Below are 755 nucleotides of genomic sequence, written 5' to 3'. Positions count from 1 at the left end.
ACCTCATAGGGAGCATCGGTTGTTTCTGCTAGCCAATTGCGTAAACTAGAGCGAAAACCATGGGGGCAGGCTTCAATTTTATTTTTTCTCATATATGTAGCCATACATTTCTCAGCGAGGGGACCACGACCTCTAGCAGAAAAAAAGAAATCATTACGAGAGAGCAAGCGCGCTTGTTTTAGAATTTCTAATGCTTCTGTTGATAGAGGCACGCGAAATTCTGTTGTAGCATCACGCCTTCCTTTCATATTCTCAGCAGGAATGGTCCATATATCCTCCTCAACTTGATCTTTATGAATATGACGTAAAGGACTGGTACGAACGCCTGTCAGAATAAGCAAACGCAAAGCCAGTTGTGTTATGGTTGATGCTTCACAGAGTGTTTTATAAAAAGCCGGAACCTCTCTCCAATCCATGGCTGGTAAATTTTGCGTTTTATGACGTTGTTTACCTAAGAGAGCGCGTGCTTTTTCTGTTGCTTGTAAATTAACATTCAATCCTAATGCAGCCGCATGTTTAAGACAAAGGTTGAGACGAATAAGAGCTCTATTAGCAGTTCCAGCTTTTGTATGCCAAATAGGGGCAAGAACATTGCGTATCTCTGTTTGTGTAATCTCAGAAACGGGAAGACAGCCTAATTTGGGAAGAATATGAAGGCGTAATGGTAAAAACCAATCCCCATCTTTACCATCATTTTTTAATTCAGCTTTACGACTTTCAAAAGCATCCAACGCGATATCTTTTAAATAATGGAG

Annotated in this window: 1 protein-coding gene; it reads right to left on the bottom strand. The window is 40.7% G+C overall.

Annotated features, from left to right (window positions below; all coding sequences use genetic code 11):
* A partial coding sequence (locus ACFIKO_RS09415) for a tyrosine-type recombinase/integrase (RefSeq protein ID WP_375673914.1) occupies window positions 1-755 on the bottom strand: 755 nt, incomplete at both ends.

It is taken from the genome of Bartonella sp. TS82HLJMH, assembly GCF_042193495.1.
GTDB lineage: Bacteria > Pseudomonadota > Alphaproteobacteria > Rhizobiales > Rhizobiaceae > Bartonella > Bartonella grahamii.
Note: the sequence above shows the minus strand (reverse complement) of the source record. Positions and strands in the feature narration are given on the sequence as shown.